This window comes from Streptomyces sp. WG5, from assembly GCF_049974565.1.
In the GTDB taxonomy this organism is placed as follows: Bacteria; Actinomycetota; Actinomycetes; order Streptomycetales; family Streptomycetaceae; genus Streptomyces.
This window is the reverse complement of record NZ_JBNGGC010000011.1, coordinates 1-26,949: the sequence shown is the minus strand read 5'-3', so window position 1 is coordinate 26,949 and position 26,949 is coordinate 1. Positions and strand designations below refer to the sequence as shown.

At 71.7% G+C, this 26,949-nt stretch carries 30 protein-coding genes; 14 read left to right on the top strand and 16 right to left on the bottom strand.

Annotated elements, in window-relative coordinates; translation table 11 throughout:
• Positions 1-77: 77 nt before the first annotated feature.
• On the bottom strand, positions 78-758 hold the full coding sequence (locus tag ACP4IX_RS13420; protein WP_043381903.1) for a response regulator transcription factor: 681 nt from the start codon (positions 756-758) through the stop codon (positions 78-80).
• Entirely contained in the window at positions 755-2,089 is a 1,335-nt protein-coding gene (locus tag ACP4IX_RS13415; protein WP_426520675.1) for a sensor histidine kinase, read from the bottom strand. Before ACP4IX_RS13415 ends, ACP4IX_RS13420 begins: the two co-directional genes overlap by 4 nt.
• A gap of 225 nt (positions 2,090-2,314) precedes the next feature.
• Here ACP4IX_RS13415 and phoU point away from each other — a divergent pair, with 225 nt between their 5' ends.
• From phoU to ACP4IX_RS13395, 4 genes are all read left to right on the top strand, one after another.
• Positions 2,315-3,004, top strand: a complete 690-nt coding sequence (gene phoU / locus ACP4IX_RS13410; RefSeq protein WP_426520677.1) for a phosphate signaling complex protein PhoU — start codon at positions 2,315-2,317, stop codon at positions 3,002-3,004.
• 154 nt (positions 3,005-3,158) lie between these two features.
• Positions 3,159-3,314 carry a hypothetical protein gene (locus ACP4IX_RS13405; RefSeq protein ID WP_426520679.1) on the top strand — a complete coding sequence of 52 codons (156 nt, stop codon included), beginning with the start codon at positions 3,159-3,161 and terminating at the stop codon, positions 3,312-3,314.
• Between the two features lie 124 nt (positions 3,315-3,438).
• Positions 3,439-3,687: an SCO4226 family nickel-binding protein gene (locus ACP4IX_RS13400; RefSeq protein ID WP_426555604.1), complete on the top strand. Its 249-nt coding sequence runs from the start codon at positions 3,439-3,441 to the stop codon at positions 3,685-3,687.
• Positions 3,688-3,805: 118 nt separating this feature from the next.
• Positions 3,806-4,174 carry an SCO4225 family membrane protein gene (locus ACP4IX_RS13395; RefSeq protein ID WP_426555603.1) on the top strand — a complete coding sequence of 123 codons (369 nt, stop codon included), beginning with the start codon at positions 3,806-3,808 and terminating at the stop codon, positions 4,172-4,174.
• A gap of 372 nt (positions 4,175-4,546) precedes the next feature.
• On the opposite strand, the gene ACP4IX_RS13390 is transcribed toward ACP4IX_RS13395, so the two are convergent.
• The 3 genes from ACP4IX_RS13390 to ACP4IX_RS13380 all read right to left on the bottom strand — a co-directional run bounded on the left by ACP4IX_RS13390 (position 4,547) and on the right by ACP4IX_RS13380 (position 6,405).
• A complete protein-coding gene (locus ACP4IX_RS13390) occupies positions 4,547-5,095 on the bottom strand; it encodes a DUF4232 domain-containing protein (RefSeq protein WP_426520685.1) in 549 nt (182 codons plus the stop codon).
• A gap of 463 nt (positions 5,096-5,558) precedes the next feature.
• Positions 5,559-5,969: a VOC family protein gene (locus ACP4IX_RS13385; RefSeq protein ID WP_426520687.1), complete on the bottom strand. Its 411-nt coding sequence runs from the start codon at positions 5,967-5,969 to the stop codon at positions 5,559-5,561.
• A 76-nt stretch (positions 5,970-6,045) separates the two neighbouring features.
• Complete coding sequence (locus ACP4IX_RS13380; RefSeq protein WP_426520689.1) at positions 6,046-6,405, bottom strand: helix-turn-helix domain-containing protein; 360 nt, start codon at positions 6,403-6,405, stop codon at positions 6,046-6,048.
• 99 nt (positions 6,406-6,504) lie between these two features.
• Here ACP4IX_RS13380 and ACP4IX_RS13375 point away from each other — a divergent pair, with 99 nt between their 5' ends.
• Positions 6,505-6,744 (top strand): ribosomal protein L7/L12, encoded by a 240-nt coding sequence (locus tag ACP4IX_RS13375; protein WP_426520691.1) that lies wholly within the window; start codon positions 6,505-6,507, stop codon positions 6,742-6,744.
• Between the two features lie 103 nt (positions 6,745-6,847).
• On the opposite strand, the gene ACP4IX_RS13370 is transcribed toward ACP4IX_RS13375, so the two are convergent.
• Positions 6,848-7,609 carry a phosphoglyceromutase gene (locus ACP4IX_RS13370; protein ID WP_426520693.1) on the bottom strand — a complete coding sequence of 254 codons (762 nt, stop codon included), beginning with the start codon at positions 7,607-7,609 and terminating at the stop codon, positions 6,848-6,850.
• A gap of 152 nt (positions 7,610-7,761) precedes the next feature.
• Between ACP4IX_RS13370 and ACP4IX_RS13365 the strand changes: the two genes are divergently transcribed.
• Positions 7,762-9,057 carry an MDR family MFS transporter gene (locus ACP4IX_RS13365; RefSeq protein WP_426555602.1) on the top strand — a complete coding sequence of 432 codons (1,296 nt, stop codon included), beginning with the start codon at positions 7,762-7,764 and terminating at the stop codon, positions 9,055-9,057.
• 25 nt (positions 9,058-9,082) lie between these two features.
• Here the strand turns inward: ACP4IX_RS13365 and ACP4IX_RS13360 are convergent, their stop codons facing one another.
• Positions 9,083-9,538: a DUF2000 family protein gene (locus ACP4IX_RS13360; protein WP_426555601.1), complete on the bottom strand. Its 456-nt coding sequence runs from the start codon at positions 9,536-9,538 to the stop codon at positions 9,083-9,085.
• 49 nt (positions 9,539-9,587) lie between these two features.
• Between ACP4IX_RS13360 and ACP4IX_RS13355 the strand changes: the two genes are divergently transcribed.
• Entirely contained in the window at positions 9,588-10,397 is an 810-nt protein-coding gene (locus ACP4IX_RS13355) for an AraC family transcriptional regulator (RefSeq protein WP_426555600.1), read from the top strand.
• 124 nt (positions 10,398-10,521) lie between these two features.
• Here the strand turns inward: ACP4IX_RS13355 and ACP4IX_RS13350 are convergent, their stop codons facing one another.
• Together ACP4IX_RS13350 and mshA are read right to left on the bottom strand one after the other, a co-directional pair.
• The gene (locus ACP4IX_RS13350) at positions 10,522-11,025 is read right to left on the bottom strand and encodes a YbjN domain-containing protein (protein WP_426520701.1); all 504 of its coding nucleotides are present in this window, start codon (positions 11,023-11,025) and stop codon (positions 10,522-10,524) included.
• Positions 11,018-12,391 carry a D-inositol-3-phosphate glycosyltransferase gene (gene mshA / locus ACP4IX_RS13345; protein ID WP_426520703.1) on the bottom strand — a complete coding sequence of 458 codons (1,374 nt, stop codon included), beginning with the start codon at positions 12,389-12,391 and terminating at the stop codon, positions 11,018-11,020. The genes ACP4IX_RS13350 and mshA overlap by 8 nt, the downstream gene beginning before the upstream one ends.
• Before the next feature lie 343 nt (positions 12,392-12,734).
• Here mshA and ACP4IX_RS13340 point away from each other — a divergent pair, with 343 nt between their 5' ends.
• The 3 genes from ACP4IX_RS13340 (at position 12,735) to ACP4IX_RS13330 (ending at position 16,790) form a co-directional block, all read left to right on the top strand.
• Positions 12,735-13,529 (top strand): class I SAM-dependent methyltransferase, encoded by a 795-nt coding sequence (locus ACP4IX_RS13340; RefSeq protein ID WP_426555692.1) that lies wholly within the window; start codon positions 12,735-12,737, stop codon positions 13,527-13,529.
• A 347-nt stretch (positions 13,530-13,876) separates the two neighbouring features.
• Positions 13,877-15,010: an NlpC/P60 family protein gene (locus tag ACP4IX_RS13335; RefSeq protein WP_426555599.1), complete on the top strand. Its 1,134-nt coding sequence runs from the start codon at positions 13,877-13,879 to the stop codon at positions 15,008-15,010.
• Positions 15,011-15,371: 361 nt separating this feature from the next.
• Positions 15,372-16,790: a PP2C family protein-serine/threonine phosphatase gene (locus ACP4IX_RS13330; RefSeq protein WP_426555598.1), complete on the top strand. Its 1,419-nt coding sequence runs from the start codon at positions 15,372-15,374 to the stop codon at positions 16,788-16,790.
• Between the two features lie 287 nt (positions 16,791-17,077).
• On the opposite strand, the gene ACP4IX_RS13325 is transcribed toward ACP4IX_RS13330, so the two are convergent.
• The 5 genes from ACP4IX_RS13325 to ACP4IX_RS13305 all read right to left on the bottom strand — a co-directional run bounded on the left by ACP4IX_RS13325 (position 17,078) and on the right by ACP4IX_RS13305 (position 20,725).
• A complete protein-coding gene (locus ACP4IX_RS13325; protein WP_426520709.1) occupies positions 17,078-17,413 on the bottom strand; it encodes a DUF2516 family protein in 336 nt (111 codons plus the stop codon).
• 118 nt (positions 17,414-17,531) lie between these two features.
• Entirely contained in the window at positions 17,532-18,143 is a 612-nt protein-coding gene (locus ACP4IX_RS13320) for a hypothetical protein (protein ID WP_426520711.1), read from the bottom strand.
• An 80-nt stretch (positions 18,144-18,223) separates the two neighbouring features.
• Positions 18,224-18,754 (bottom strand): helix-turn-helix domain-containing protein, encoded by a 531-nt coding sequence (locus ACP4IX_RS13315; protein ID WP_426520712.1) that lies wholly within the window; start codon positions 18,752-18,754, stop codon positions 18,224-18,226.
• A gap of 350 nt (positions 18,755-19,104) precedes the next feature.
• Positions 19,105-19,242: a hypothetical protein gene (locus ACP4IX_RS13310; RefSeq protein WP_426555597.1), complete on the bottom strand. Its 138-nt coding sequence runs from the start codon at positions 19,240-19,242 to the stop codon at positions 19,105-19,107.
• Between the two features lie 4 nt (positions 19,243-19,246).
• Positions 19,247-20,725, bottom strand: a complete 1,479-nt coding sequence (locus ACP4IX_RS13305; RefSeq protein WP_426555596.1) for an MFS transporter — start codon at positions 20,723-20,725, stop codon at positions 19,247-19,249.
• Positions 20,726-20,884: 159 nt separating this feature from the next.
• On the opposite strand from ACP4IX_RS13305, the gene ACP4IX_RS13300 reads away from it, so the two are divergent.
• Positions 20,885-21,301, top strand: a complete 417-nt coding sequence (locus ACP4IX_RS13300; RefSeq protein WP_426555595.1) for a MarR family winged helix-turn-helix transcriptional regulator — start codon at positions 20,885-20,887, stop codon at positions 21,299-21,301.
• Positions 21,302-21,627: 326 nt separating this feature from the next.
• On the opposite strand, the gene ACP4IX_RS13295 is transcribed toward ACP4IX_RS13300, so the two are convergent.
• Positions 21,628-22,515, bottom strand: coding sequence for a LuxR C-terminal-related transcriptional regulator (locus tag ACP4IX_RS13295; protein WP_426520718.1), 888 nt, complete (start codon positions 22,513-22,515; stop codon positions 21,628-21,630).
• Between the two features lie 635 nt (positions 22,516-23,150).
• Between ACP4IX_RS13295 and ACP4IX_RS13290 the strand changes: the two genes are divergently transcribed.
• A complete protein-coding gene (locus ACP4IX_RS13290; RefSeq protein ID WP_426520720.1) occupies positions 23,151-24,044 on the top strand; it encodes an NAD(P)/FAD-dependent oxidoreductase in 894 nt (297 codons plus the stop codon).
• Here the strand turns inward: ACP4IX_RS13290 and ACP4IX_RS13285 are convergent.
• Positions 24,034-25,380 (bottom strand): PLP-dependent aminotransferase family protein, encoded by a 1,347-nt coding sequence (locus tag ACP4IX_RS13285; RefSeq protein ID WP_426555594.1) that lies wholly within the window; start codon positions 25,378-25,380, stop codon positions 24,034-24,036. The two genes, ACP4IX_RS13290 and ACP4IX_RS13285, sit on opposite strands and share 11 nt — an antisense overlap.
• Positions 25,381-25,897: 517 nt before the next feature.
• Here ACP4IX_RS13285 and ACP4IX_RS13280 point away from each other — a divergent pair.
• Positions 25,898-26,146: a hypothetical protein gene (locus tag ACP4IX_RS13280; protein WP_426555593.1), complete on the top strand. Its 249-nt coding sequence runs from the start codon at positions 25,898-25,900 to the stop codon at positions 26,144-26,146.
• The gene (locus ACP4IX_RS13275) at positions 26,139-26,786 is read left to right on the top strand and encodes a LysE family translocator (protein ID WP_426520726.1); all 648 of its coding nucleotides are present in this window, start codon (positions 26,139-26,141) and stop codon (positions 26,784-26,786) included. Before ACP4IX_RS13280 ends, ACP4IX_RS13275 begins: the two co-directional genes overlap by 8 nt.
• The last annotated feature ends 163 nt before the right edge of the window (positions 26,787-26,949 follow it).

The window sequence follows — 26,949 nt, the reverse complement described above, 5'->3', positions numbered from 1 at the left end:
CGCCCTTCGCCGTACGGCGTGGGCCGTACGCGTCACACACGGGCGCGGAGCCGGCCGTACCGGCCGCGCAGGCCGCTCTACGGCTCGAACTTGTAACCGAGCCCCCGCACCGTCACCAGGTACCGCGGCGCGCCCGGGTCGGGCTCGATCTTGGCGCGCAGCCGCTTGACGTGGACGTCGAGGGTCTTGGTGTCACCGACGTAGTCGGCGCCCCAGACCCGGTCGATCAGCTGCATGCGGGTCAGCACGCGGCCGGCGTTGCGCAGCAGCATCTCCAGCAGGTCGAACTCCTTCAGCGGCAGGTCGACCTTGGTGCCGCCCACGGTCACGACGTGCCGGTCGACGTCCATGCGGACGGGGCCGGCCTCCAGTGCGGCGGGGGCGACCTCCTCCGGCTCGCCGCGGCGGCGCAGCACGGCACGGATGCGGGCGACCAGCTCGCGGGAGGAGAAGGGCTTGGTGACGTAGTCGTCGGCCCCTATCTCCAGTCCCACGACCTTGTCGATCTCACTGTCCTTGGCGGTCACCATGATCACGGGGACGTTCGAGCGGCCGCGCAGCTGACGGCACACCTCGGTGCCGGGCAGTCCGGGCAGCATCAGGTCGAGGAGGACGAGGTCGGCGCCGTTGCGCTCGAACTCGTCGAGGCCGTCGGGCCCGGTGGTCGCGACGGCGACCTCGAAGCCCTCCTTGCGGAGCATGTACGACAGGACGTCGGAGAAGGACTCCTCGTCCTCGACGACGAGCACACGGGTCACGGAAGGACCTCCGGGGCGGGAAGCGTTTCGTACGGGGAAGTGTGGGGGGATGGAGAAGCGGACCGCCCGTTCTCGGCGATTTCTCCGTGTTCCACGTGGCCCAGGTCCCTCTGTTCGACCTGGGCCACGCGGTTCTCGTGGTCATCGCGGGCGGCTCGCCGCGGTGCGCGGTCACGGGCGGCGCTGCCCGACTCCGGCAGTCGCAGGGTGAAAGTGGAGCCCTGGCCTTCGGCGCTCCACACCGTGACCTCCCCGCCGTGCGAGGCGACCACGTGCTTGACGATCGCGAGACCCAGACCGGTGCCTCCGGTGGCCCGGGAGCGGGCCGGGTCGACGCGGTAGAAGCGCTCGAAGACGCGCTCCTTGTCCTTGTCGGAGATGCCGATGCCCTGGTCGGTCACGGCGATCTCGATCAGGTCGCCGCCGGGGGCGCCCACGCGGCGGGCTGCTATGCCGACGCGGGTGCGGGCGGGCGAGTAGTTGACGGCGTTCTCGACGAGGTTGCCGAGGGCGGCGGCGAGCTGGCCGCGGTTGCCGCGTACGTGCAGATCCGCCGTTCCTCCGGCGGCCATGGTGATCTGCTTGGTGCCGGCTGCCTGCCGGCAGCGGTCGATGGCCTCGGCGACCAGCTCGTCCACCCGGACGGGCTCGGCGTCGTCGAGGGGGGCGTCGTTCTGGACGCGGGACAGGTCGATGAGCTCCTGCACGAGGTTGGTGAGCCGGGTCGCCTCGATCTGCATGCGTCCGGCGAACCGCTCCACCGCCTCCGGATCGTCCGAGGCGTCCATGACGGCCTCGGAGAGCAGGGAGAGCGCTCCGACCGGTGTCTTCAGTTCGTGGCTCACGTTGGCGACGAAGTCGCGCCGTACCGCCTCGATCCGCCGGGCCTCGGTGAGGTCCTCGACGAGCAGCAGCACCAGCCGCGACCCGAGGGGCGCGACGCGCGCGGAGACGGCGAGCGCCTCCCCCCGCCCGTTCCCCCGCCTCGGCAGGTCCAGCTCGACCTGCCGTATCTCCCCGTCCCGCCGGGTGTCCCGGGCCATCTGCAGCATGGGCTCGACGGCGAGCTTGCCGCCCCGGACCAGGCCGAGGGCGTACGCCGCCGAGCTGGCCTTGACCACCGCGTCGGCCTCGTCGAGCACGACCGCGGAGGAACGGAGCACCGACAGGACGGTGTCCACGCCGGGCGGGAGTACCGGATCGGTGTGCAGGGAGGTGCGGGTGGGGCGGCGCTGGTCGCGCTCGCTCCAGCGGAACGCCAGCATGGCGATCACGCCGGTGAGCACTCCGGCGATCGCTGCCACTGCGGCGACCGCCGCGTTCACGTCCATGCGTCCAGGTTAGGCATGCCGAACGGCCCCGCCCCAGCCATCGGGCTGCGACCTCGAACACTCGTCGCCCAGAGTTCACCTTGGAGCCAGGGATGGTTCATTTGTGGTGCCGGAAACGGACGCGTACGGGCCGGAACGTGTAAGCGTGGGGGCACGGCAAGGGGTGCGAGACGTGCTGCGAAGGCCGTCCGTGCCCCCTAAACGGACGTACGAGAGGGAACCCTGATGCGGGACGCGTACCACGAGGAACTGGATTCGATCGGCGACAGTCTGGTGGAGATGGCCCGGCTGGTCGGATCGGCGATCGGACGCGCCACGACCGCCATCCTTGACTCCGACCTGAAGCTCGCCGAGAACGTGATCGAGGGCGACCAGAAGGTCGACGAGCTCCACCACGAGCTGGAGGCCCGGGCGATAGCCCTGCTGGCCAGGCAGCAGCCAGTGGCGACGGACCTGCGCATCGTCGTCACCTCGCTGCGGATGTCGGCCGACCTGGAGCGCTCGGGCGACCTGGCCCAGCACGTGGCCAAGCTGGCCCGGCTGCGCTACCCGGAGCGTGCGGTGCCGCACGACCTGCACGCCACCATCCTGGAGATGGGCCAGCTCGCGCAGCGCCTGATGGCCAAGGCGGCCGAGGTGATCATCACCAAGGACGTCGACCTGGCCCTCCAGCTGGAGCAGGACGACGACGCGATGGACCTCCTCCACCGCACCCTCTTCCAGCACCTGATGGACGACCGCTGGAAGCACGGCATCGAGACGGCCGTGGACGTCACCCTCCTCGGCCGCTACTACGAGCGCTACGCCGACCACGCCGTCGCGGTCGCCAAGCGGGTGGTCTACCTGGTCACCGGCGAGCACGCGGACGACTTCCAGGCGGACCTCCAGCCGCCGACGCAGGCCGAAGGGGCCTGACACCGGCCTGGCACGGGTCTGGCACGGGACTGGCACCGGCCTGACTCCGGCCTGGGAGGGCGGGCCGGGCGCACGGGTTCGCCCCAATGCGCCGTTGATGCGACTGGCTCCCGGGGCGTGCAATGGGCCCAGGCACCAGCCTCCAGGAGGAACCATGGCCGATTCCCCCAGCACCAGCCCCGACCCCGCACGGGAACGCCCCACCGAACAGCCGCCCGAGATCCGCAGCCTGCCCCTGGTCGCCGCGTGCGGCTGCGGCTCGGGCTGCGGCTGCGGCTGCCAGTCGGGCAACCCCTGCCAGTGCGGCTGACGCCGTAGCGGGAGGGGCGGTACGGCGTGCTACCCGCGTGGTACGGCCCGTACGGCGTCCGGGTTCGCCCCGGACGCCGTACGGGCGCACCCTGGAGGAAAGACCCTGAAGGGGGTGCGAGGCCATGGCTCGCTTCATGGACGTGCACCACGGAATGCACGGCATCACCTCGGACCAGCTCCACCAGGCCCACCAGGCGGACCTCGCCGTGGAGAAGGACGAGGACGTCCACTTCGAGCACGCGTGGGCGGACCCGGAATCCGGCACGGTCTACTGCCTCTCCGAGGCCCCGTCGGCCGACGCCGTCCAGCGCGTCCACGAACGCGCGGGCCACAGGGCGGACGAGATCCACGAGGTCCCGCTGACGGTGTAGGCCACTCCCCCGCGTACCGCGTCGTCGACTTGAGTACGGGTACTCAGGCCCAGGAGCCCGCCCCCGTCCGACCCTGGGACCAGGACGGGAAGACGACTCACGGGGAGACCTGCATCCGATGAAGACCGGGAAGACCAGCCCGATACGCACCTTCACCCGCCTGGCCTTCGCCAACCGCGCCTCGGCGGTCTACCTCGCCCTGGTCGGTGGCGCGACGGCCGTCGCCGTGCTGGAACCCCTGTTCACGAACAGCCCCGACGCGTCCCTCGTCTGGGTCTGGCCGGCCCTCTCCACCTTCCCGGCCTTCGGTTTCGTCGCCTGGCTCGGCGAGGCGGGCTGGGGCGGCGACACGCCGACGTGGTTCTTCGTGGGCGGCATCGCGGTCTCGGCGCTGGTCCAGTCACTGGCGGTGGGCGCGGCCTGGCGGGGCCTGCGGGGTCGGCGGAGCCGGCGGGGGCGGCGGGGGCGGCTGACGACAGCCGTCTGAGGCGGCGGGGAACCGAGCAGACGAACAGAGCCTCGCCCCCCCTCGGTCGGCTCCGCCGCACCCGGGACGTCATCACCCGAGCCGCCCGTTACGACACCGGCCGCACCGAGCTCCTCCGCTGCGGCCGGCTTCCACGACAAGGCCCGCCACGCCGCCGGCACCTCACCGCACGTCCAGCTCATCGACCCGCCGATGCGGTACGGCGGCGCGCAGCGCTGAACGGGTACCGGGGACGGGTACCGCGGTACCCGTCCCCGGAGCTCCGTGGCCGCCCGGGACACCGTCGCGGCCGTCGGCCGCACTGCGGCCCCCCGGTGCGGGCGGAGGGCCCGGTGCGGCCGACGGCGGCTGTGTCATGAGCGCCAGGGGCGGTTACCAGGAGAGGGCGTCCGCCGCGTTGTCCTGCCAGTAGGTGACGGTGGCGGCGCTGTTGAAGAAGACCCCGCCCTTCGGCAGGTTCAGGGTCTTCTCCGTGCCGGTCGCGCCGCCCTCCCGGTCGGCGAGGACCACGCCCAGGGTCTTCGCGTTGGCACCGCCCTCGCCGTCGGGGGAGTACGTCAGGATGCCCGCGTAGGCGGACTCCCCCGGCTCCAGCGTCACCACGGCCTGCGGCGTGGTCTCCTCCGCCCACGCCAGCGGGGCCTGGGCGTCGGCGCCGGCCCTCAGGTAGGGGGCGCTGTAGGCGTAGCAGGGCTTGGTGCCGGTGTTGGTGGCCTTGAGCAGCAGGTGGTTGAGCGGACGGGACACCTCGGTGACGCTCAGCGTCGTGTTCGCCGCGGTGCAGGTAACGACCGAGGGGGCCTGCTTCGGCGCGGCGGAGGCGGTGGCTGCGGCGGCCTGGACACCGACGAGGGCGAGGGCGGCGGCGACGACCACGGAGGAGGCGGCCGAGCGGGAGCGGAAGCGGTTGGCGATACGCATGGTGGGTCTGCTTTCTCCGAGTACCAGGAAGGCGATCCTGTGGTGGCGGACGGTGCGGGTCGGTCACGTCCCCGCCGTGCTGCCCGGGGCCCGAGTGGGCGCCGGAACGCGGGTCACGGGGACCGGGTTGAGCGCGGCGGATCACCGTGTCCGGCGAGGTGCCGTGCTGTTGATGACCCAAGCCTGTGCCACCCGGCGTCCCATCCGCCATTCCATCGGCAATTGCGGGACGCTGGAATGCGTAAACCACCTCTGACCTGGGAAAATGCCGCCTTCCTGGGACGCCGAATGGAATGGACGGCTGCCGAGGAACGCTGGGGCGCGTGCTGACGCGCGGTGTTGCGGCTGGAGGTGAGGCAGCGTCGTCCCGGGCCGAGTCGGCCCGCGCCCAGCAGTAAGCCCCCGCGCCGCGAAGCAACCGCAGGGCGAGGGCTCGGTGAAGGTGCAGTCAGGTGTCGGAGTCTCAGCCCTTCGGCTGGGTGAAGCGGATGCGGTTGCCGAAGGGGTCGCGCAGACCGCAGTCGATCCCGTACGGACGCTCGGTGGGTTCCTCGGTGAACTCCACCCCCTTGCCGAGCAGCGTCTCGTAGGTCTTGCGGCAGTCGTCCGTGGTGAGGATGAGCCAGCCGCCCATGGCTCCCTTGGTCACCAGTTCGCGCACCTGCTCCGCCGTCTCCTCCGACATCGCCGGCGCGCCCGGCTTCTCCAGAAGGATCTGTCGCTCGGGGTGGCCAGGAACGCTGACGGTCAGCCAGCGCATGACCCCCATGTCGACGTCTGCGGTGATCTCCAGGCCGAGCTTGCCGACGTAGAAGTCGAGGGCCTCGTCCTGGTCGAGGACGTATATCTGTGACTGCGTGATGGCGTTGAACATGACACTGACACTAGTGATCAGCCAGGGCGAGAACTTATCCGAAACTGCTCAGTCGGCAGGGCACTCTGTCGGCCGGTCAGGCATACGGTCGGGCCCACGCCATCGTGAAGCAGGTCGGCACGCCCGCGGCGACCGCTTCCTTGCGGTACGTCCGCGGCGACCGGCCGACGATGTCGCGGAACGTGCGGCTGAAGGTGCCCGGGCTGGTGAAGCCGACCTCGAAGCTGATGTCTGTCACGCTGCGGTCGGTCTCCCGGAGCAGGAACATCGCCCGTTCCACGCGGCGACGCTGCAGGTAGCGGTGTGGTGTCTCACCGAAGGTGGCCCGGAAGGTACGCGTGAAATGCGCCTGTGAGACATACGCGACGCGGGCGAGGGCGGGGACGTCCAGCGGCTGCGCGTAGTCGCGGTCCATCACGTCACGCGCTCGGAGCATACGGCGATTGGTCTCTTCTGCGGCGCGGCTCACGACCCCATCTCATCACGGTCCACCGGGACAGCCCCTGCGCGGCGGACCTTCCTGGTGTGTGACGACGTGCCCCACGACGTGGTGCTCACCGACCCCGGCGTCCGCGTGATGGACGTCGTCCAGGTCGTGCGTCGGCTGACGGGACTGAGCCTCTGGCGCAGCAAGGTCCTGGCAACGCAGGTTCCCGCCGTCCTTCTCGCCGGCGTGCCCGAGCAAGACGCAGCGGCAGCCGTCTCGGCCCTGCGCAACGCGGGAGCCTGGGCGGAGACGAGAGAACGGCCGGAGCCGGACCTCCCGAAACACTGAGCACGGCCCGGTCAACGGGCTGACGGCCCAGAGACGGCCCAGCAGCAGCGAAAAGCCCCCTACTAGCGGAGAACCCGCAGGTAGGGGGCTTACGCGTGGGCGCTTACTTCTTCTTGCCCTGGTTCTTGACCGCCTCGATCGCGGCGGCCGCCGCGTCCGGGTCCAGGTAGGTGCCGCCCGGGTTCAGCGGCTTGAACTCGGCGTCCAGTTCGTAGGAGAGCGGGATGCCGGTCGGGATGTTCAGGCCCGCGATGTCGGCGTCGGAGACGCCGTCCAGGTGCTTCACCAGGGCGCGCAGGCTGTTGCCGTGGGCGGCGACGAGGACCGTGCGGCCGGTGAGGAGGTCGGGGACGATCGCGTCGAACCAGTACGGGAGCATGCGGACGACGACGTCCTTCAGGCACTCCGTCTGCGGGCGCAGCTCCGGCGGGAGCATCGCGTAGCGGGCGTCGGAGAACTGGGAGTACTCGGCGTCGCGGTCCAGCGGCGGCGGCGGGGTGTCGTAGGAGCGGCGCCACAGCATGAACTGCTCCTCGCCGAACTCGGCGAGGGTCTGGGCCTTGTCCTTGCCCTGGAGGGCGCCGTAGTGGCGCTCGTTCAGGCGCCAGTGGCGGTGGACGGGGATCCAGTGGCGGTCGGCGGCCTCCAGCGCGAGCTGGGCCGTGCGGATCGCGCGCTTCTGGACGGACGTGTGGACCACGTCGGGCAGGAGGCCGGCGTCCTTGAGCAGCTCGCCGCCGCGCGTCGCCTCCTTCTCGCCCTTCGGGGTGAGGTTGACGTCCACCCAGCCGGTGAACAGGTTCTTCTCGTTCCACTCGCTCTCGCCGTGGCGGAGGAGGATCAGCTTGTACGGTGCGTCGGCCATGCTTCCGAGCCTAATCGACGCCCCGCACCGGCCGCGCGGGGCGCCCGAAGCGCGGACGGTTGACGGGAAGTGCTAATCGAGTGGCCCCCGCACCGGCGTCTTCGTAAGTTGTGCTTACCGCAGCAGCCACTTACAGCATTCTCGGGGGTCCCATGTCCGTCACCGGTGTCAGGCGTGCCGTGCGGGAGTCCGTCTCCGGGCTTCCCCGCGAGTTCTGGTGGCTGTGGACCAGCACCCTGGTCAACCGGCTCGGCGCCTTCGTCGCCACCTTCATGGCGCTGTACCTGACCATCGACCGCGGCTACTCCGCCTCGTACGCCGGTCTGGTGGCCGCCCTGCACGGGCTGGGCGGAGTGTTGTCGTCGCTGGGCGGCGGGGTGATGGCCGACCGGTTCGGGCGGCGGCCCACGCTGCTCGTCGCGCAGGTCTCCACCGCGCTGTCCGTCGCACTGCTCGGCTTCGTGCGGGACCCGGTCGCGATCGCGGCCGTCGCCTTCCTGGTCGGTATGGCGAGCAACGCCTCCCGGCCGGCCGTGCAGGCGATGATGGCGGACATCGTGCGGCCCGAGGACCGTGTCCGGGCCTTCTCGCTCAACTACTGGGCCATCAACCTCGGCTTCGCGGTCTCCTCCATGGCGGCCGGGTTCATCGCCGAGGCCAGCTACCTGGCCGGGTTCCTGATCGAGGCCGGGATGACGCTCGTGTGCGCGGTGCTCGTCTTCGTGAAGCTGCCCGAGTCGCGGCCGAAGGAGGGCGCCGGCGGGGCGACCGGTGCCGGCGACGCGGCGCCCGTCTCGCTCGGGACCGTGCTGCGCGACGGGCGGTACATGGGTGTCGTCGGGCTGTCCTTCCTGATCGCCCTGATCTTCCAGCAGGCCTACGTCGGGCTGCCGGTGGCCATGGGCGAGGCGGGGTTCACGCCGGCCGACTTCGGCATGGCGATCGCCGTCAACGGTGTGCTGATCGTCGTGCTCCAGATTCCCGTCACGCGGTTCATCGAGCACCGCGATCCTCGGCTGCTGCTCGTCGGCTCGGCGCTGCTGGCCGGGTACGGCTTCGGGCTCACCGCCTTCGCCGGTTCGGTCGGCGTGTTCGCCCTGACCGTGTGCGTGTGGACGCTGGCCGAGATCGTCAACGCGCCCACCCAGACGGGGATCGTCGTCCGGCTCTCCCCCGTGCACGGGCGCGGGCGGTACCAGGGGATGTACACGATGTCCTGGGCGGTCGCCTCCCTCGTCGCCCCGCTGATGTCCGGGTTCGTCATCGACCGCTGGGGCGCCGAGTGGCTGTGGGGCGTGTGCGCCGTCGTCGGGACGGTGGCGGCGGCCGGGTACTGGGCGCTCATGCGACGGCTGCCGGAGGAGGAGCCCGCGGTCTCGAAGACGGTCCCCGGCACGTCCGAGTCCGCCGCGCCCGAGTCCGCCGCACCCGAGGTCACCAACGCCTGACGGCCACCGCCGGCCGCAGGACCGCTCACGGGTGCATCCGCGCCCCCTTCAGTACCTTGTCCACCGCGTTCTTCGGGCCGTACACCGCCAGCCCCACCAGGTCCAGCCCGGTCGTGGACACGGCCCGGACCGCCGCCCGGTTGTCACGGTCGTTGCCCGTGGTGAAGAGGTCGGACGTGAACAGGGCGCGGGGCAGGGCGCGGGACAGCACGCGCGCGTGGGCGTTCGCCAGCGTCTCCTTGGTGCCCTCGAAGACCAGCACCGGCTGGCGGAACATCGGCAGGTAGCCGACCGCGTCGGCGTCCTCGTACGGCTCCCCGATCACCTCGGGGAACTGCGAACCCAGGCCGCTGACCAGGAAGGCGGTGACGTTGAGGCGCTGCCAGGTCTCCAGGTCCTCGCGCAGCAGGACGGCGATCCTGGTGTCGAAGCGGACGGGGGCGTCGGGGGCCGCGGCAGCCGTGTCGTGCGTCGTGTTCATACGGTGAGACTGCCGGGCCGCGTGCGGGCGGGTCTTGTACGTTCTTTGCATGGCCGCCGACCAGCGGACGCGCACCGTCTCCGCCTGGCGACCCCGCGTCCCGGGCGTCGTCGAGGTCTTCCACGCCCACTACACCGAGTACGCCTACCCGATGCACGTCCACGAGGCGTGGACGCTGCTCATCGTCGACGACGGGGCCGTACGGTACGACCTGGACCGGCACGAGCACGGAACCCCGCACGACTCGGTGTCGCTGCTGCCTCCGCACGTGCCGCACAACGGCTCCCCCGCCACCTCGGACGGCTTCCGCAAACGCGTCCTGTACCTGGACGCCTCGCGGCTCGGCGACGAGCTGATCGGGCCGGCCGTCGACGCCCCCGACCTGCGGGACCCGGTGCTGCGGCGGCGGGTCGGGCAGCTGCACACCACGCTCGCGCTGCCCGGGGAGGAGCTGGAGGCGGAGAGCCGGCTGACGTTGATCGGGGAACGGCTGCACACCCACCTGCGCCCCCGTGACGTGCGGGACGGCCCACGCCGCGACCCCGTGCTCGCGCGCCGGCTGCGGGAACTGCTCGACGAGCGCGTCGTCACCGGCATCGGCCTGGAGGAGGCGGCCACGCTCCTCCCCGCCCACCCGGCCCACCTGGTACGGGCGTTCAGCGGCGCCTACGGCATCGCGCCGCACCAGTACCTGATGTCCCGCCGTGTCGACCGGGCCCGGCGGCTGCTGCTCGCCGGGCGCACCCCGGCTGACGTGGCCACCGCGACCGGCTTCTGCGACCAGGCCCATCTGACCCGGCACTTCAAGAGGCTCGTGGGCGTCACGCCCGGCCGCTACCGCACCAGCGGTCGGCACTGAAGGGGCGACAGCCGCCTGCGGAGAGCCGCCTGAAGGGAGCCGCCTGAGGGGAGCCGCCTGAGGGGAGCCGGGCTCCCGTCGGACCTCCGGCTCCCGTCGGACGCCGGTCCGCCGCGCGGGAACGTCAGTCCCCCGCGCGCTCGATCAGGTGCTGGAACGCCTCCAGGTTCCGCGTCGACTCCCCGCGCGCGGTCCGCCACTCGTACTCCTTGCGGATGGCGGATGCGAAGCCCAGCTCCAGCAGGGTGTTGAAGGCGCCGTCGGCGGCCTCCAGGACCTGGCCGAGGAGGCGGTCGATCTCGTCGGCGGTGACGGCGGCGAGGGGCAGCTTCGCGGTGACGTAGACGTCGCCGAGGCGGTCGACGGCGTAACAGACGCCGTACAGCTTGAGGTTGCGCTCCAGCAGCCAGCGGTGGACGGCGGGTTCGTTCTCGTCGGGGTGGCGGATGACGAACGCGTTGAGGGAGAGGGAGTGCCGGCCGAGGAGGAGGGAGACCGTGGTCGAGAGCTTGCGGGTGCCGGGGAGCTTGACGACGTAGTTGCCGGGCTCGGGGCTCTCCCATTCCAGCCCGGCGTCCTCGAGCGCCCCCTCGAGCACCTGTGCCGTCTTCTGTGCCGCCTCAGCCATGGTGGGAGCGTACGCGACGGCGGTGGGAGTGGATGGCGGCCGTGTAGGCGTCGGCCGTCGCGGCGGCGGCGCTGTCCCAGCCGAACGACTGGGCGTGCCGGGCGGCGGCGTCGCCCATCCGGGGCGTCAGCTCCGGATTGTCGGCGAAATCGCGCAGCACGCGCGCGTACGCGGCGGGGTCGTGGCCCTCGACGAGGCGGCCGGTGTGTCCGTCGCGCACGGCGACCGGGAGGCCGCCGACCGCGGCGGCGAGGACCGGCGTACCGGCCGCCTGGGCCTCTATGGCGACCAGGCCGAAGGACTCGCTGTAGGACGGCATCACCAGCACGGAGGCGGCCCGGAACCAGTCGGCGAGCTGTTCCTGCCCGACGGGCGGGCGGAACCGTACGACGTCGGCTATGCCGAGCCGCGCGGCGAGTTTCTGGAGGCCCTCCGGCTTGGCGAGGCCGCTGCCGCTGGGGCCGCCGACGACGGGGACGACGATGCGGGAGCGCAGGTCGGGGCGTTCGTCCAGCAGGACGGCGACGGCGCGGAGGAGCACGTCGGGAGCCTTGAGCGGCTGGATGCGGCCGGCGAAGAGCGGGATCAGCGCGTCCTGCGGCAGGCCGAGGCGGGCACGGGCGGCGGCGCGGGCGTTCGCGGTCTCCCCGGGGCCGGGTTCGGAGCCCTTGGGGAAGGGGCGGAACCGTTCGAGGTTCACGCCGGGGTGGACGACGGCGACCTTGGCCGGGTCCGCGGCGTAGTGGCGGACGAGTTCGTCGGCCTCCTCCGCCGTGTTGGCGATCAGACGGTCGGAGGCGGCGACGATCTGCGTCTCGCCGATGACGCGGGCGGCCGGCTCGGGGGTGTCGCCCTCCGCGAGGTTGGCGTTCTTGACCTTGGCCATGGTGTGCATGGCGTGCACCAGAGGGGCGCCCCAGCGCTGGGCGGCGAGCCAGCCGACGTGGCCGGAGAGCCAGTAGTGGGAGTGGACCAGGTCGTAGTAGCCGGGGCGGTGGCCGGCCCAGGCCTGCATCACGCCGTGGGTGAAGGCGCACAGCTGGGCCGGCAGCTCCTCCTTGGCCAGGCCCTCGTACGGTCCGGCGTCGACGTGGCGGACGAGGACGCCGGGCGCCAGCTCGACGGTGGGCGGGAGCGTGGCGGTGGTCGCGCGCGTGAAGATCTCGACCTCGATGTTGATCGCGGCGAGGCGCTGCGCGAGTTCGACGATGTAGACGTTCATGCCGCCGGCGTCGCCGGTGCCCGGCTGGTGGAGCGGTGACGTGTGTACGGAGAGCATGGCGACGCGGCGGGGCCTGCGCAGCAGCCGGAGCCGCGGGGAGGCCGCCGGTGAGCGACGCCCGAGCCTGCTGACGTACTGGCTCACGAGCCGTTCCTCCTCGCTGCGGGCATGCCGTGCGGAGAGCACGCGCCGCCCTCCAAGGGGTGCGAACACCGGATGGCGGTGCTCCATTTCCGGTTTCCCGGCCTTTGCCGAATCATTACCGCTGATCGCTCAACCGTTCGAAGCGGGATGGCGTCCAGAGGGGGAGGAACCGGGAGACGCTCCGACGGAAGTGGCCCCGGCCGCTCCGATGGGAGTGGCCCCGGCCGCATACCCTCGTACGCATGCCCTCCCGCGCCACCGCCCTCCCGCACGCCCGGCTCCGCTCGCGCGGCGGGACCCCCATGAGCGGGGGACGCCCGTCGTGAGCACGGTCACGCGCGTCGTGGGCACGGTCACGCGCGGGACGACGAATCCGAACCGGCTGCGCCGCATGGACCGCTGGATCGCGGCCACGCACGGTGCCGAGCTGCGCCGCGCCGCCGATCCCGTCGCCGTCGACCTCGGCTACGGCGCGGCCCCCTGGACCGCCGTCGAGCTGCTGCACCGTCTGCGTACGGTCGCGCCGCACGCGCGCGTGGTGGGCGTCGAGATCGACCCCGCGCGGGTGGCGGCGGCCGAGCCGTACGCGCGCGCGGGGCTCGTCTTCCGCCACGGCGGCTTCGAGGTCCCCCTCTCCCCCGGCTCCCGCCGGCCCTCCCTCATCCGGGCGGCGAACGTGCTGCGCCAGTACCACGAGGACGAGGTCGCCGCGGTCTGGCGGCGGCTGTGCGCGCGGCTCGCGCCCGCGTCGGAGCACTCCGGCGGCGGGCTCCTGGTCGAGGGGACCTGCGACGAGATCGGGCGCCGGCACGTGTGGGTGGCGCTCGGGCCCGAGGGGCCGCGCACGGTCACCTTCGCGACCCGGCTGGGCTCCCTCGACCGCCCCTCCGACCTGGCGGAACGGCTCCCGAAGGCGCTCATCCACCGCAATGTCCCCGGCGAGCCGGTGCACGCCTTCCTGCGCGACTTCGACCGCGCCTGGGCCGCCGCCGCGCCCTACGCCTCCTACGGCGCCCGTCAGCGCTGGATGCGTGCGGTGCGGGACCTGACCGCCGACTGGCCGGTGACGGACGGGCCGGTGCGCTGGCGGCAGGGTGAAGTGACGGTGCGGTGGGAGGCGTTGGCGCCGCGCACGTGAACCGACGGGCAGGACGGCAGGCGGGGGCGCGGGGGCGCGAGGGCCGGGAGCGGTCTCCGTGCGGCATTCGTGCGGCATTCGTGCGGCGTTCATCGCGCGGCGGGGAGCGACGAGGGGCAGCAGGGCACAGTGCGAGGGGCGGCGCGGGACAGCGAGGGGGCGGCGGCAGGAGGGCGAGGGAGCGACGGCAGGACGGCGGAGGAATCGCCGTACGGCGACGCAGCAGACGGGGCGAAAGGGGAGGGAAGCCGGAGCCGGGCGCGGCCTCTGTCGCTTTCCGCGTCGACATGGCACGATCCCCCCGGACGTCCTATGTTACTGACGGTTAATCAACTTGGGGGCAAGGGATGCGTACGGGGAAGCATGGCTTGATGACCGCTGCCGTGACCGTGGTCTGCGCGGTCACCGTGCTCGCGGCACCGGGCACGGCGTTCGCGGACCCCGGGCCCGCGCCGTCCCCCCGCGCCCCCGGCGCTTCCTCCACCGCCTCCGCGCCGGCCGCCACTTCCGACAAGGACCTCGAGGCCGTACGCAAGAGGCTCGACGAGTTCTATCGCACGGCGGCCTCCGCCACGGAGGAGTACAACGCCGCCGAGGAGAAGGCGCGGAAGCAGTCGGCCGAGATCGTCGAGCTGGCCAAGAAGATCGTCCAGGGCCAGGAGACGCTCGACGGCCTGAGGGACCGCGCGGGTGCGGCCGCCCGCTCCCAGTACCGCACCGGTGGCCTGCCCGACGAGGCCAGGCTGGTGCTGAGCGACGACCCCGAGGACTTCCTCGACGGCACCGACCGGGTGATCCAGGGCCAGCGCGCGACCAAGGGCCTGCTCGGCGAGCTGACCCGCGCGCAGGAGGACCTGAAGGCCTACACGGCGGACGCCTCCGTCCAGCTCAAGGAGCTGGAGGCCAACCGCAAGGCCAAGGCCACCGCCCAGGAGAAGATCGAGAAGCAGATCGCGGCGGCCGAGAAGCTGGAGTCGGAGCTGGAGCAGGAGGAGAAGGAGCGGCTCGCCCGGCTGGAGCGGGAGGCCCAGGCCAGGGCCCAGACCGCCTGGCTCGGCTCCGGCATCCTCGAGGACCTCGGCACCGAGGCGACGGAGCGGGGCCGAAAGGCCGTCGCGTACGCCACCGCCCAGGTCGGAAAGCCGTACCAGTGGGGCGCCGAGGGCCCGAAGGCCTACGACTGCTCCGGCCTGACCTCGCAGGCCTGGATGTCGGCCGGGCAGGCCATCCCGCGTACCTCGCAGCAGCAGTGGAAGCAGCTCGAGCGTGTCGACATCGAGGACATGCGGCCCGGCGACCTGATCATCTACTTCGACGACGCCAGTCACGTGGGCATGTACGTCGGCGACGGCTCCGTCGTGCACGCCCCGCGCCCGGGTCGCTCGATCACGATCGCGGGAGCGGGCTCGATGCCGATCCTCGGGGTGGTGCGCCCGGACACGGGCACAGACACGGGCACGGGCACGGCGCCCTCGGAGTGACCCTGGGCGCGGGCGCACCCGCGGACCTCCGACGCCGGGCCGGACCTCCGACGCCGGGGCCGGCCCACCGGGTGGCACGGGCCACGCGCACGGCGCGGGCGATGTGACGCGGGCCACGTGAAGCGGGCCACGTGACCCAGTCCACGCCCGGAGCCCCGCCCCGCGTGACGTTCGTCATCCCCGGGCCCCGGCCGACGTGTCCAACTGCGGTACGTAACGCGGCATATGACGGTGGCCGATGGCCGCCCGACGTGTTCTGGACCATTCCGCCGCGGTGCCGTCACCCGCTATGGTCCCCGTCGGTGGGTCGAGGTCCCTCGCCCCGCCATGCCCTCGGGGGGAGGGAAGGAAAACCAAGACGATGCCCGTACCCGTACCGCGGCAGAGGGCGATCCCGGCCGTGGAGTGTGGTCAGGCGCCCGCCGCGTCCCTGGACAGCGGCCCTTCCAAGGAACAGGCCCCGGCCGGGACGACGAACCCGGCCGAGAACCCCACCACCCGGCGAGAGCACCCCACGGAGAAGCGCGAGAAGGCCACGAACGAGACCACGCACCAGCTCGAGAGCACCGGCCCCAGCAATCTGACGCTGCTGCTGATCGAGGACGATCCCGGCGGCTCGCCGATCGTCCCCGACCTGCTCGACCAGACCGGCAAGCCGATCCGCGTCCGTACCGCCCGCAACCTCACCGAGGCCGAGCGGCTGCTGACCGACGACGTCCACTGCATCCTGCTGGACCTCGCCCTGCCGGCCCCCGCCCCGGCCCGCAACAGCGCCGAGGGCAACGGGAACGGGGACGCACACGGTGACGACGAGCTGACAGTGCTCAGGCACGTGCTGGAGCTCGCGCCCCGGCACGCCGTGCTCGCGCTGACCTCCTCCAGCGACGCCGAGCGCGGCGCGGAGGCCGTGGCGGTCGGCGCCCAGGACTACCTGTTCCGCGACGAGCTCGACGGCCGGCTGCTGAGCCGGGCGATCCGCTACGCCGTGGAGCGCAAGCGCTCCGACTCCGCGGAGCGGCGCCTGGCCGAGGGCCGGCTGCGCGCCCAGGAGAACCGCCGCCTGGAGCGCGGCCTGCTGCCGACCCCGCTGCTGGCCGGCTCCCCGCTGCGCTTCGCCGCCCGCTACCGCCCCGGCCGCTCGCGGGCCCTGCTCGGTGGTGACTTCTACGACGTCGTCCGCACCCCGGACGGCACCGTGCACGCCATGATCGGCGACGTCTGCGGGCACGGCCCGGACGAGGCGGCCCTCGGTGTGGAGCTGCGGATCGCCTGGCGCGCGCTGACCCTGGCGGGGCTCTGCGGCGACGAGCTGCTGGGCACGCTCCAGCAGGTCCTGGAACACGAGCGCTCGGACGACGAGATCTTCGCGACGCTGTGCGCCGTGGACATAGCCCCCGACGGCCGCCGCGCCGGCCTGTGCCTGGCCGGGCACCCGGCGCCCCTGGTCGCCGGCCCGGACACCCCGGCACGGCTGCTGCCCTACGACAACAACGGCCCGGCGCTCGGGCTGCTGCCGGGCGCGCGCTGGCCGCGCATGCAGGTGGAGCTGGGTGCCGAGTGGAGCCTGATGCTCTACACCGACGGCCTGATCGAGGGCCACGTCGGCGGTGGCCGCGAGCGGCTCGGCCAGGACGGCATGGTGGAGATGGTCCGCCGCCAGCTCTCCGAGGGGCTGCGGGGCGAGCAGTTGCTGCGGGCGACCGTCAACGAGGTCCGCGAGCTCAACGGCGGCGAACTGGCGGACGACGTGGCCGTGGTGTTGCTGGACCGGACGGGCTGAACGGGCTCGACGGCCTGTGCGGGCTCAACGGGCTCGACGGCCTGTGCGGGCTCAACGGGCTCGATCCACCCGAGCCGAGCCGCACGGCCTGAACGGCCCCCGCACGATCCGGAACGCCCCGCACGGCCGTGCACGATCCGCACGGCCGGCACGCCCCCGCACCGACGACCGCCGTGCGGATCACCGCCCTACGCCGACCACGGCACGGCCACCGGCCCGCTGCGGCCGGCCGCGCCCTCGCGGCGGAGCCGCACGAGGTCAGCGCTCCCGGCCCCCGAGGGCGCGTCTCAGCGTCCGCCGTTGTACGGGCCGTAGGGGCCGTCGCTGCTGGAGCCGCGGCGGGTGCTGCGGCCGCCGCCCGCCAGGCCGCGCAGCGCGGGCCGTACGTCGACCATGTACACGATCGTCGCGATGAGCCCGATGATCGGCAGGAACGACAGGATGTTGAAGATCAGGTTCACCACGAAGGCGAGCCCGAGGATGATCAGCCAGAACGGCTTGGTCTTCTTGTCGGCCGCGCGGTAGGCGTCCTCACGGCGCATGGCGGCGTCGATCAACGCGAAGCCGCTGAAAAGGATCAGGGCGATGCTCAGCAGCCACATGAAGCCTGCGAACCCCTGCATCAGCACAACGTCCACCACCAGACTCGGATCGTCTCTACGCCGTCACCGTACCCGGAGAACGGGCCGGACACCCCAAGGGTGCCCGGCCCGTGCCTGCTGCCGGTATCCGTCGCCCCGGTTACTTGGCGGGCGGCGTCGTCTTCTTCGCGGTGCCGGGCGTGGTCTTCCTGGCCGGAGCCTTGCGCGGCGCGGGGGCCTTCTTCGCCGCGGCGGGCTTGTCCTCCGTGACCTCGACCGGCTCGGACGTGGCGGGCTTGGACGGCTCGACGGCCACGGCGAGCTCCTCCACCTCCTCGGCGAGGTCCTCGATGCCTTCGGCGGCCTCGCCGCGCCAGGTGCGCACCGCGTGCTCGCCGCGCTCGGCGACCTTCTCGTAGGTCTCCCGGGCCTTGACGGCGTACTCGGCGGCGACGCCGACCGAGCGCAGCGCGAGGTCCTGGGCGGTCTCGCCGAGCTTCCTGAAGTCGGCGTCGAGGGAGCCGAAGAGCTCGTTGGCCTTGGCCTGGAGGGTCCCCTGCGTCTCCTTGACGCGGGCCGTCGCCTTCTCCTGGACGGCCTTCGGGTCGGTGTTGCGCACGGCCTCGATACGGGAGGGCGCCTCGGCGCGCAGCTGCTCCACCAGCACCGGCACCTTCTTGGCCTGCTGGAAGGCCAGGTCGGCGGTGCCCGCGGCGAAGTAGAGCGGGGTGGGGTCGCTGAAGGTCTTGCGCAGGTCGTCGGTGATGGCCATGGTGATGGTCCTCCGGGAATACGTTCGGCTGAGGGTTTGTGGTGGTCCCGCGCCCCGGGCGGCCGGTCGCTCGCTCCGGCTCACCCGGCCGTCTGCTGCGGGCCGGCGTCACTGCCGCCGGTCGTCCGGGGGCGGTGTCCGGGTATGGAGGCACCGCCGTCGAGGGTGTCGTCCGCCGGTCCGTCCTGGGCCGCCGCCGCGGCACTGCCGGATCTGCCGGGTCTGCCCCGGGCCGGCGCCTCGTCGTCGTCCGCGTCGGCCACGAAGCCGTTCTCCTTGCGGAAGGACTCGTAGATCTGGAGCAGCACCTGCTTCTGCCGCTCGGTCAGCGAGGGATCGGCGAGGACGACCGCACGCGTCTCCACCTCGCCCCGGTCCCGCTCGGCGTCGAGGATCCCGGCGCGCACGTACAGCGTCTCGGCGGAGATCCGCAGCGCCTTGGCGACCTGCTGGAGCACCTCCGCGCTCGGCTTGCGCAGCCCGCGCTCGATCTGGCTCAGGTACGGATTGGACACGCCCGCCGCATCGGCGAGCTGCCGCAGGGACAGCTGCGCGGTGCGCCGCTGCTCGCGCAGGTACTCACCGAGATTGCCGACGTTGAGCGATGCCATGCCTCCACGATGCCCCAAGCCGCTAACTATTGCAAGCACACGCTTGCAATAGTGCGCCTCTGCGCTCCGCGGCGCTGCCACCCTCAGATGTCCTGCCTCTGTGATGTCCGGGCATGCGGTGGGGTGTCTCGTTCTCCTCCGGGTACGGCGTCTCGGCCCTGCCTATGGTCGATGCCGGCTGGGCGGCGTTGCACCGGAGGCTTGGACGGGTGCAAGCGTGGTGTCGACGGAAGGCGTCACCCATGTCGTCCGCCAGGTGACGGCCGAGGCCCGCACGGACCTCGTGCCGGTCGACGAGATCCCTCCCATGAACCACGGCACCGTCGCCGGTGAGGATCTCTCCGACCACCTCAACAGTCGATGCCGGAGCGGTACGTGTCGGGGCAGGGCGGAACGTCGAGGGCGGCCGGGTGCTCCGTCACCGTGGCCAGCCAGATGACGGGCTCCGAGATCAGATGCTTTCTGACCCGCTCCATGAAGTCGGCCATGGGGCTACACCCCGCGGGCGGCCGCGGGGTGGACGGCGCGGACGATCGCGGTGGCGATGATGCCCGCAACGAGGGCGCAGACGCTCAGCGCGATCCAGGCGGCGCCGATGCCGTGGGCTTCGGCGACGGGCCGGCTGGTGCCCGTGGCGTGCTGGTGGGTGCCGATGTAGGCGGCGATGGGAGCGACGATGGCGAGCCCGATGCCCGCCCCGGCCTCGTTGAAGGTGTTGAGCAGGCCGGAGCCGGTGCCGCTGTGCTGCTCGGGGATCTCCGCCGCGCCGAAGGTGTACAGCGGCACGAACATCGAGGGGAGCCCCAGGCCGTACAGGCCCAGCACGGCGATGACCACGCCGACCGGGGGCGCCGTGGTGGTGCTCCAGGTGATGGCGGCCAGTGCAAGGCTGCACACCAGCTGCACCGCGACGCCGCACAGGTAGATCCTGGGCATGCCGATCCTGCCGGCGAGCCGGGGGATGCCGAACGCGGAGACCAAGGACCCCAGGCACAGCGGGAGCATGGCGAAGCCGGTCTCCAGAGGTGTCAGGCCGGCGGCCTGCTGGAAGTAGTTGCTTCCCAGGTAGATCGACCCCAGCAGCAGGGTCGCCGCCATCACCATGCCGAAGCAGGCCAGGGCATACGTCTTGACCTTCATGAGGAACAGCGGAAGGAGCGGGTCGGCGGCGTGACGCTCGGCGCGGACGACGAAGGCCATCACAGCCAGGCCGACGACGAGGAAGACCCAGGGCGCGGCCTGGCCGAATCCCTGCTGCATGTCGATGAAGGCGTAGGAGACGCAGCACAGCGCGGCCGTCACCAGGACGGCGGTGGGCAGACGCAGGGACGGGGCCGGGGTGTCGGCGCGCCGTTCCATGGGAGCGACGGTCCGGAGCGCGGCCAGCGAGAGGGCGATGCCGATCGGCAGGTTGATCAGGAAGACCCAGCGCCAGGAGATGTACTCCACGATGGCGCCTCCGACGATGACGCCGATGGCGGCGCCCACGACGCCCAGGCCGCTCCAGACCGTCAGTGCGATCTTCATCTGCCGTTCGGACCGGTACGTCGCGACGATGATCGACAGTGCGGCGGCTGACAGCACCGCCGTGCCCACTCCTTGTGCGATCCGCGAGGCCACGAGCGTGGCTCCGTTGCCCGCCAGGCCGGCCGCACACGAGGCGAGCGTGAAGAGGGCGATGCCGGTGAGGAACATCGCGCGCCGTCCGCGTACGTCGGCGAGACGGCCGCCGAGCAGCAGCAGTGACCCGTAGGTGAGGACGTACCCGCTGATGGCCCACTGCAGCGCTTGGGCACTGGCGTGGATGTCACTGCCGATCGAGGGCAGTGCCACGTTCACCACGGTCGAGTCGAGCATGACGAGCATCTGCGCGATGCCCGCCACCGCCAGGACCCCCCAGGGCCGGTCCAGTGACCGTTCGTCCTGCCTGGGCTCGGCCGGCGGCGCTTCCTGCTGTGGTTCCACTGACATGAGGTCCCTTCCGTCACGCTCGAACTGCGGAGCGATTTCTATGCCCGGTTATGGAAATGCATGCCCGAGCATAGAACTCATCGGGGGCTCCGGGTCAAGACGTTCTCGGGGTACGCTGGCAACCGGTACTCGTCCGGCATGTTGCGCAGGGAGGTCGCCATGGAGCTGCAGGAGGACGCGTTCAGTGCGCTCGGCCAGTGGAAGGCGGTCGTCAGGCCGATCGAACAGGTCAACGCCCGCATCGAGCACGAGCTGAGCCTGCGCCATTCGCTGTGTATCAGCGGTTATGAAGTTCTCCACCTGTTGGCGTCCCGGCGCGGCCGGACCCCGCTGACCGAGATCTGCCGCCACATCGACCGCTCTCAGCCGCGCGTGTCGCGGCTGATCGGCCAGCTCGAGGAGCGCGGCCTGGTCGAGCGTTCCCGGGCGGACTCCGACGGCCGTGCCTTCCAGATCGCGATCACCCGCAAGGGCCGCCGGGCCCTGCAGGCCTCGGCCGAGACGCTACTGAGCATCCTCAGCGAACAGGACACGCTGGCCACAACAGGATTCGCCCCCACCAAGGCGTCGGCCTGACACACCAGCGGTACCGAACGGGCGACCAGGCGGGCGCCGGGACCGTCCGAGTCCAGAGGTTCGACGGTTGCGCCGTGCCGAACCCTTCGCCGTACGAGCCCGTGATCGTCCTTCCGTCCCGCCCCGCCTTGCCCTGCCCTGCCCTGCCCTGCCCGCACCGTCCGGCCCTGGGACCCCAATGCGTCGATGGGCGTGGGCAGCACTCAGCGATCAGCCGGCTCGAAAAGTCGATGAGAGGGGGCGGCGGTTGCCTTCTCTTCCTGCCCCAGAGCTGGTGCTCCGCCGCCGGTGCCGACGGGCAGCCTCGCCGCATGCTCCCGGCGGCATCAGGAGCCCACCGGTTCCTCCTCCTGTTCGAGCAAGCGGCGTTGGGCGACGAGGTAGCCGAGTTCGGCGCGGCTGCGGCTGCCCAGGACTTCGGCGACCTTCTTGATGTTCGCGGAGACCGTACGGGAGCTCACGCCCAGGCGGGCAGCGATCGTCTCGTCGGTGTGGCCGGTGACGACCATGCGGAGCATGGCGGCGCGGACCGAGTCGGTCAGCGGATTCGGGCGGTGCTGTTCGGAGACGACGGAAACCGGCCGGGCGCGTTCCCAGGTGTGATCGAAGACCTTGACGAGGAAGGCGACGGCGCCGGGGTGCCGGACGGCGAGCGCGGCGGTCTTGCGCTCCGGGATGCCGGGGATGAAGGCGACCGCGCGGTCACAGATGATGACGCGTTCGAATATCTCGTCCAGGGTGCGGACCTCGGCACCTTCGGCCGTCACGCGCTCAATGTAGGCGAGGGTCGGCTGGTGCGAGCGGACGCTGTGCTGGTACAGCGTCCGCTGTCCGACGCCGCGCCTGACGAGCGCGAGGTCGCGGGGCAGGGCCTCGGCGAGGAGGGCCGGGGAACGGCCGCCGCCCGGCTGTGCCGTGAGTAGTTCCTCCTCGCAGGCCTCGACGGCCAGCCGTAGTGACTGGCTGATCACATCCGCGCCCCTCAGAGACTCGATGGGGACTCCGGTGTCGCGGTGCGCCCTGCGGTAGAGGCTTTCCGCGGCCACGAAGGAGGACCGCAGTGACGCCAGCGTGTTCTCGTGCTGTTCGATTTCTCGTACCACGGAGCGGCAGAGTTCCGCCTCGGCGACGTTCGGGGGGATCGGGACGTAAAATCCGGCCACACCCGGCATGGGGCGCAGCAGTCCATAAGCGATGAGGCAATCGGGAACCACTCCCGATATCGTCCCGTCATTGAGGGCTTCACCGTATCGCTCCAATCCCTGAGCGCAGAAATACACCTCTCGCGAAGATCCGTCAACGCCCGTTCGGCCGTTGCCTTTGTCCTCGATACCCTTTTCCTGACACATATACCCCCCTACATGTTGTCGCGTTGCGTAATCCCGACGCCTGCCGCCCTCGCGCCCCCGCCCGCCCGTCAGCATGATTGATCAGGTGGGGGGCAGCGTGGCCGAGCAGAACCCTGCCCAGGCCTTTCGACCTGATCCAGGGCCGCGACTGATCATTGCCGCCCGAACGGCGAGATATTGCTAAACGTGGAACTACTCACACCGGCGAGGTATCAACGATGTCCCAGACTGTCCGGTACGGCCACGCCTGCGCCGCACTTGCCGCGGCTATCACGGATACGCGCAACGACTCGGCCTGGGGGCTGACTTCAGCCATGGGGAAGTAGTTTAGCCATCAAGGAATTCCGCATCACGCAACACGTACCCAGGGGCACTTTCCCGCAGTTCTTTCGGCATGTCCGGGTTCTTTCAGCGGATCCGGCGGTTTCCCCGGGATGACATCGGAAGTTCACCTGCGAGCAGAACATTCACAGCACACCGACCTCTGGGGGAAATGCGGTATGTCCGGTGAGCGGTACGACGTCGTTGTCGCCGGTGGAGGCCCCGCTGGGCTGGTCACGGCGGCCCTCGTGGCCGGGCGGGGGCACCGGGTGCTGCTGCTGGAGCGGGATGCGTGTCCGGGGTTCGTCGACGGCGTCGAGGTGCGTGAGCGGTGTGCCGCCGTCAACGTGGTCACCGAGAACGAGCGGGTCACCGGGCTGCGCCACCGCCCTGAGGAGGGCCCGGCCCGTACGGTGCGGGCCCGCTATGTGGTGGATGCCTCGGGTGGTGACAGTCTGCTGCGCCGTCATGTCGCCGGTGTCCGCGGCTCGTCCGGTCTGGCCGTGTACGCCTGCTTCGAGGCCGGTGTCGGTCAGGCGAGAGGCCCGCAGCGCTTCCCGTTCGGCGGCGGCTGGTTCTGGATCGCACCGGCCGGCTGCGGGCTTGCCCGTGTCGGTGCGGTGGTGCGGCAGGATCTGGCGGACCGGGTGCACGAGGATCCCGAGGGCTCGCTGTTCGGCTTCGCCGAGGAGTGTCCGCCGGTCAGGGACTTCCTGGCGGGGGCCACACGGGCGCGCGGCGGCCGTCACGGGCAGATCCGGGTGCGCCCGCACCGGTCGTTCGCCGCCGACCGGCTGTGGCGTCCGGGGATGGTGCTTGTCGGCGACGCCGCCTGCTCCGTGGAGTCGGAGTCGCTCCCGCCCCGTGGGACACGTCTGGCCTGCTGCGGCGCCGGGCTCGCGGCCCGCGCCCTCGACGGGGTCCTGCGCGGAACGGCGGACGAGGGGGCCGCCTTCGCGGAGTTCGAGAGGCGGTACAGGGAGGCGTACGGCGAGGTCCTCCACGGCGACGGCCCGTGCCCTCCGCTGCCGGGCCTCCCCGCCGTGCCCGCCCGGGCGGGAGTCAGTCGGTGACGAGGTCCTCCGGCGCGGACCGGGCGAGTCCGGCGAGCGTGCCGAGTGCCTGGGAGAGGACGTCCGGCTGCGGCGAGGCGAGTCCGACCCGGATGGCGTTGGGGGCGTGGCCGCCTCCGGTCGTGAACGCGGCGGCGGGCACCACCCCGATGCCGTGCCGCGCGGCGGCGGCGACGAACGTGTCCGCGCGCCACGGGCGGGGCAGCTGCCACCAGCAGTGGTAGGAGCGTGGATCGCTCTGCACGGCGAAACCGGCGAGGTGCTGGGCCGCGATCTCCTGCCGTACCGCCGCTTCCCGCTGCTTGGCGTCCACCAGCTTCTTCGCGGTGCCGTCCTGCTGCCAGCGGTGGGCGGCCTCCAGGGCGAAGCGCATGGGGGTCCAGCCGCCCGACCGCAGGGCGGCGGCGATCTCGCTCGACAGGGCGACGGGCGCCACCGCGAAGCCGAGGGTCAGACCGGGGGCGATGCGCTTGGACAGGCTGTCGATCAGTACGGTCCGCTCGGGGGCGTACGCGGCGAGCGGTGGCAGTTCGTCGCGCAGGAAGGCCCAGATGGCGTCCTCGACCGCAGGGACCCCGAGCCGCAGCAGTACGTCGGCCAGCCGCTCGACCCGCTGCGTGGGCATGGTGAGCGAGAGCGGGTTGTGCAGCCTCGGCTGTACGTAGACCGCGTGCAGCGGGGCGGCGGCCTGGGCCTCCTCGACGGCCTCCGGGACGAGTCCGTCACCGTCCATGGCGAGCGGGACGAGGGTGATGCCGAGCCGGGCGGCGACGGCCTTGACGAAGGGGTACGTCAGCTCCTCGACGCCGAGGCGCCCGCCCCGTGGGACCAGGGCGGTGATGACGGCGGAGATGGCCTGCCGTCCGTTGCCCGCGAACAGGATCCTGGCCGGGCCGGGGCGCCAGCCGCCGCGGGCGAGGACGTCGGCGGCGGACTCCTGGGCAGCCGGGAGGCCGGACGCGCCGACCGGCCGCAAGGCGTGTCCGAGGGCGTCAGGTCGCAGCAGGCCGCTGAGCCCCTGGGCGAGGAGTGCGCTCTGTTCGGGTACGACCGGGTAGTTGAGCTCGAGGTCGATCCGGCTGCCGGCGGGTTCGGTGAGCGCGGGAGCGGAGGCGCCTGGCTGCGCGGACGCAGCACGGACGAAGGTGCCGCGTCCCACCTCGCCCACCGTCAGCCCACGGTGGGCCAGTTCCTGGTACACGCGCGTGGCGGTGGAGTTGGCTATGCCGTGCTGCCGCGCGAACTCGCGCTGCGGGGGCAGCCGGTCGCCGGAACGGAGGACGCCGGCTCTGATCTCCTCGGCCACCGCGTCGGCGACACTCCGGTAGTCCTTCACGGCGCGCGCTCCCCTCGTCGTCCAGGTTGCCTCCATCCAACCACAGCATTGCCCCGAGGGCAATACACAGGTTGCATCGAGCATTGCTCTCTCATAAGCTCCAGGCATTGCTCCGAGGGCAGGAAGGGGTGCTGGTTCAGTGGACATGACGGCACGATCCCGGTCACCGCTCGGCCACGCTCCTCCACCGCCGCCCGACTGCCGTCGTTGCGGCTTCACCTCAGGCCTCATCAGGCAGGACGCGATCGCCGACACGCTACGGCAGTGCGCGGGAGACTGGCAGCGACTGCTGCGGGACCCGAGGCTCAGCAGGCGGCGCGCGGGCACCCCCTCCTGGTCACCTCTGGAGCGCGGCTGCCACGTCCGGGACATGTGCCTGCTGTTCCATCTGCATCTCGATGCAATCCTGACGAGGCACTCGCCTATTGCACCGAGAACACCGACCGCCGCGGAGGGCGAGGCATACGAGGATTGCCCCGGCTCCGCCCGACGCTACCAGGACGAGGAGCCGCGGCAGGTGGCGGAGGAGCTGGGGCGGGCCGCCGAGGCCCTGGCCCACCGCCTGGCCGCGCTCACCGCCGACGACTGGGACCGCGACGATCCGCGCCTGGCCGACCCGCGGCTCACCGTCGATTTCTTCACCCGCCACCTCCTGCACGACATCGCGCACGACCTCGCCGAGGCCGTGCGCGACGACAGCGCCGCCGAGGCGCGCGGGGGGAACGGCGGCGCAACGCAACAGCGAATGAGGGGTTTTCATGGTTGAACTGAGCGGGATCCTCGGCGTGATGGTGGTGGCCCTCGGCATGGTGCTCACCCCGGGCCCGAACATGATCTATCTCGTCTCCCGCAGCATCACCCAGGGCAGGCGCGCCGGGATGGTCTCCCTCGGCGGTGTGGCACTGGGCTTCATGGTGTACCTGATCGCCGCGAACCTGGGCCTGTCGGTCGTCTTCATCGCCGTGCCCGAGCTGTACGTCGGATTGAAGCTGGCCGGTGCCGCCTACCTCGCCTACCTCGCCTGGAACGCCCTGAAGCCGGGCGGCATATCCGTCTTCTCCCCGCAGGACGTGCCGCACGACTCGCCCCGCAAGCTGTTCACCATGGGGCTGATGACGAACCTGCTCAACCCGAAGATCGCCATCATGTACGTCTCCCTCATCCCCCAGTTCATCAACCTGGACGAGGGCCACGTCCTCCTCCAGGGCCTCGTCCTCGGCTCGATCCAGATCGTGGTCAGCGTCGCGGTCAACCTCGCCATCGTCCTGGCGGCCGGCACGATCGCCGTCTTCCTCTCACGCCGCCCCTCCTGGCTCAAGGTGCAGCGCTACATGATGGGCGGGGTGCTCGGCGCCCTCGCCGTCTCCCTGGCCATCGACACGTCGGGCCCGGCCAAGGCGAGCTGACGGTACGGCGGAACAGCCGAAGGGGCCGGTCGCGAGCTCACGCGACCGGCCCCTGCGCCGCTCTCCGGCCTGCTTCGGCTCCTGGCCGCGGGCCGCGGTGAGGAATGCGGCGTGTTCCTGGAGGGAGCGGACTCCCACGTCGCCGTGGGTGAGGGCGTCGATG